The sequence below is a fragment of the Streptomyces sp. NPDC057638 genome, from assembly GCF_042800315.1.
GTDB lineage: Bacteria > Actinomycetota > Actinomycetes > Streptomycetales > Streptomycetaceae > Streptomyces.
Window position 1 is genome coordinate 1 of sequence record NZ_JBHVHF010000469.1, and the last position, 4,224, is coordinate 4,224.

General features: G+C 70.6%; 3 protein-coding genes and 1 pseudogene. 1 reads left to right on the forward strand and 3 read right to left on the reverse strand.

Features of this window, described 5'->3' with window-relative positions:
* Window positions 1–1,004: 1,004 nt before the first annotated feature.
* The 3 genes from ACFVIM_RS33375 to ACFVIM_RS33385 all read right to left on the reverse strand — a co-directional run bounded on the left by ACFVIM_RS33375 (window position 1,005) and on the right by ACFVIM_RS33385 (window position 3,871).
* The gene (locus ACFVIM_RS33375) at window positions 1,005–2,345 is read right to left on the reverse strand and encodes an MFS transporter (RefSeq protein WP_384309602.1); all 1,341 of its coding nucleotides are present in this window, start codon (window positions 2,343–2,345) and stop codon (window positions 1,005–1,007) included.
* A 236-nt stretch (window positions 2,346–2,581) separates the two neighbouring features.
* Complete coding sequence (locus ACFVIM_RS33380; RefSeq protein ID WP_384309605.1) at window positions 2,582–2,995, reverse strand: Zn-ribbon domain-containing OB-fold protein; 414 nt, start codon at window positions 2,993–2,995, stop codon at window positions 2,582–2,584.
* Window positions 2,996–3,169: 174 nt separating this feature from the next.
* Complete coding sequence (locus ACFVIM_RS33385) at window positions 3,170–3,871, reverse strand: TetR family transcriptional regulator (RefSeq protein WP_384309607.1); 702 nt, start codon at window positions 3,869–3,871, stop codon at window positions 3,170–3,172.
* Window positions 3,872–4,060: 189 nt separating this feature from the next.
* On the opposite strand from ACFVIM_RS33385, the pseudogene ACFVIM_RS33390 reads away from it, so the two are divergent.
* Window positions 4,061–4,224, forward strand: a pseudogene (locus tag ACFVIM_RS33390) (electron transfer flavoprotein subunit beta); the annotation flags it as partial.

The following is a 4,224-nucleotide window of genomic DNA, read 5'->3' on the forward strand; positions in this document are numbered from 1 at the left end:
CCCTGAGGTGACGGCCGCGCCTCTGGGAGGACGGGTGCCACGCCACGGAGACAGGCCGGTACCAGCCGTCGTCCGCTGCCGCCGTGTCACCCGCCGAGGTCCTCGGCGCTCGGTCGGGGCACCCCGCGGGGGCGCCCCGGGCTCCGTACTCCACGCGCCGGAGTACGGGGGTGCCCGGGAGTACGGGCATACGGCGCGGGCGTCCGCCGCGGGTGCGCGGACGGCCACGAGTTCTTCATCTCGCTCTCTCCCATCCCAGGAAGGTTCAGCCGAACACCACCGGTATTCAGCGAGACCGGGAACGCACACATCCCGCTCTCCCTTTCCGGAAATCCGGCCGAGCCCGATCCGCTCAACAGATTGCACAACGCGGTGAGGCAAGTCAATGCGCCTTCACCCATGGGCTGTTACCGGGGTGGCGGATGTGGCTCAAGATCGGCCATGGGCGAGAAAGACACCAGGCTGGCCGAAAGGATGCCCCACCTTTCTTTCCGGACAATGACCAGGGGGAACCGGACGAGATGCGGCAAGCCACGAATCCGGCGGACTCCCGGGGAAGCGGGACATCTCCCCCGGGTGGGTCCGTGGCGTGCGCGTACATCAGGGGTGATGGTTGAAGACGGGAGCGCTTTCCCGGGCATCCCCGGCGCTCGCCACGGCGCCGGGGATTTTCCGGAACACGCCGACGCGTGCCCCTCACACCACCACCTCCCCGTACCACCCTGAGGTTCACGGAGAGGGGTTTGCCGGATGATTCCGACGACCTGCCATATGTGCCGTTCCTCTGGTTCCCCGATGACGTGAACGGCCTCTCCGATCCCGTACGGCAACGGAAACCGTCGATATTCCAGCGCGCCGGAACGAGATCGGCGGCAGGCAATACGCCATCTTCACGCCGCTGCAATTGCAGTTCCGCGTTGTGCTGCGTTCTACCGCGCCGCACCGGGTTTCCGGTCATCGAACGGAAACGGGGAATGTCTGGCCAGAGATACACGAAGAGTCGGTCAGCGGTCGGCCCTGAGGGATTCGGCGTCATGGCGGGCCGCGAGACGTTCGGCGTCCCGCCCGGGGTCGACCAGCAGCAGCGCCAGCACGGCGCCCACCATCATGGTGATCCCGAGAATGAGGAAGGCGTCACCGTATCCGGCGGCCGCGGTCTCGCCCGCGGCGACCAGGTTGCCCATCACCATCGGCGCGACGACCCCGCCGAGGCTGTAGACGCCGGTGACGATCCCGAAGACCGTGCCACGCTGGAGGGCGGGGACGACGTCCGCGAGCCCGGCGAAGGCCGCGCCGTAGCCCGCCGAGTTGAGACAGGCGCTCAGCACCAGCAGCGTCAGCTGGAGCGGCCCCCGGTCGAGCGTCGCGAAGGCGGTCGTACAGACCCCGGCGCACAGCACCATCGAGGCGGGCAGCACCCCCCGGGCGATCCGGCTCCCTACCCCGCGCCGGGTGAGCCGGCGGGAGTAGATCCCGACCGCGATCACCGCGACCGAGCCGCCGAGGAAGGGCAGCGCGACCAGGTTCCCGGCCGTGATGGCGTCATAGCCGAGCCCCTCCTCCAGATAGAGCGGCAGCCAGCTGATCTTGATCGCGGTACAGGAGTACGCGGCGAAGAACAGCACCTGTGTCCCGATCAGGGTGCCGGTGCCGAAGAGCCGCCCGAGTGGCACCCGTTCGGGCAGCACGACCCTGGCACCGGGGGCCTCCGCCGCCGCCTCGGGGCCACTGTCCCCGCCCAGCAGCCAGACCACCGCCACCACGGCCCCGAACGCCGCCAGCACCCCGAACGCCGCGTGCCAGCTGTACTGGGCGATGACCCAGGTCAGTACGGGGGCGGCGATCAGCGGACCGGCGGACGCGCCCGCCACCAGGACCGAGGAGGGCACGGCGCGCCGGTGCGGCGGGAACCAGGAGTGCGCCACCTGCATCGCGAGCGCCGTCGTCGGCCCCTCGGCGAAACCCAGCACCACCCGGCAGACGATGATGGTGGTGACGCTGGCCTGGGCCGCCATCGGCGCCAGCGTCAGCGCCCAGACCGCGGCGATCCCGCCGAGCAGCCAGCGCGCGCTCACCCTGCCGCCCAGCCAGCCCCCGAGCAGCGAGCCGAGCGCGAAGAGCCAGAAGAAGCCGCTCTGGATGACTCCGAAGTCGGCGTCGTCCAGTCCCAGTTCCTCCTTCATCCCGACGCCCGCCAGCCCCACCACGACCTTGTCGGCGCAGTTGACGAACATCAGCGAGACCAGCAGGGCGAGCACGGCCCACGCCCTGCGGTGGACGGTGGTGCTCCCGGCGGTGGCCCCGGCGAGCGGGCCCGGGCCGCCCTCGTGCTGGTCGACGGCCATGACTGCCTCCCTCAGAAGCGGCGTCCGATGCCCGCGCATCGAACCGCCCCTCCCCCGGGCGGTGGGCCTCCTCCTGGCCCCTCCCCCGTGACCGGCGATTCACTTGATCCCGCCGGGCCCGTTCTCCCGGCGGCCTCCCGGCGCCCCCGCGCCGTCAGCCCCGGCCGGACCTCACCACCCCCACGGGGTACGGGGGCGGCGACGGGTCCGGCCGGGCCGATGATGCGACGAACGGTTCAGCGCCAGTCGGCCAGGCCCCGGTCGTCGCAGAGCTCCAGGACGACCTCACCCGCGTACGGGTCACCGCCGGGGGCGAGGCGGACCCGGGCGCCCACCCACACCAGCTGTGGTGCGACCCCGATGACCTGGCAGCGGAAGACGAAGCCCTCGGGAAACCGCACCAGGGACTCATTGCGGGGCCCGCGCCCCTGCCGGTGGACGACCGCCGACCGCAGCACCACTCCGTCACCCTCGCTCGGGGCGCTCTCCAGTTCACTGGAGGAACAGACCGGGCAGAGCAGCCTCCGGAAGCAGACCGTGGCGCACCAGCGGCAGCGCTGGTAGAGCAGAGCGGTCGCACCCGCGCCCTCGTACGTCACTCCGGCCTCCTCACGCACCTGTGACGCGGTGCCGGTTCCGGACTGGAACACCTCTCGACCCCCTGCACTCGGCGCGCACCGTCTCCGGCCCGCGCGGCTCCGGTTCCCACACGCCACACCGAGCGCGACGCCCTCGCACCATATGGCACTGAGTGCCGTATGGACTAGGTACTGAGTGCCGCAAGTGGCGAGGTATGGACCTTCACCCAGGGACCGGGACGGCACCTACTCGCCGATGGCGGCCTCGATGCGCTGCACCACCCGCCACAGCGGGGCGTCCTTGGGGGCCACCATGACGATGACTTCCCGGCCGTCGTCGCCGGTCAGCGAGTCGGCCCAGGCGGCCTGGGGCGCCACGGCGGCGGGGTGCCGCTCCCGGCGGGACCAGACCTCCCGGACCAGGCCGAGGGCGTGGTCCACCGCCGCCCCGGCGTCCGACTCGCCACCCGAGCGCAGCCAGGCGCGGAGCCCGTTGTTGTGCGCCGCCACCACGGCGGCGGCGATCACCTCGGCCCGCAGATCGCCGTCCGCCTCACCCGTGTAGCGCTCGCGCAGATAGCCGGCCAGGGTGCGTTCGTACCGCCGCACCACGGACAGCTCGTAGGTGCGCAGCCCCGGAACCTCACGCGTCATGCGGTAACGCCGCACCGAGAACTCGGGGTTGGCCGCGTACATCCGCAGCACGATCCGGGCCGCGTCACAGACCGTCGCCACCGGGTCGCCACCACCGTTCTCCGCCAGGAACGCGGTCATCTCGGCGAGACAGCCCTCATGGTCGGGGAAGACCACGTCCTCCTTGGAAGGAAAGTAGCGGAAGAAGGAGCGGCGGCCGACGCCCGCGCGGGCCACGATGGCGTCCACGGTCGTCTCCTCGTACCCCCGCTCCACGAAGAGCTGGAAGGCCGCTTCCGCGAGCACCTGCCGCATGGGCACCCTGGTGGCGGCCACCGCGCCCGCCGTGGACCCCGTGCCGGTCTTGCGTCGTCCGCGTGCCTCAGTCATGCCGGGAACGTAACACCGATACACCGTTTTTGGCACTGCGTACCTTTACACAGGGTACGCAGTGCCATAGCCTCGCCGTAGATCGTCCACTCTTATCCGTCAAGGAGAGCTGTTATGAGCTTGAGGATTGTTGTGTGTGTGAAGTATGTGCCGGACGCGGCGGGGGAGCGGGGGTTTACGGAAGGGTGGACGGTGGATCGTGAGGGGGTGGATGGGTTGTTGTCGGAGTTGGATGAGTATGCGGTGGAGCAGGGGTTGCGGTTGGCGGAGGCGGTGGA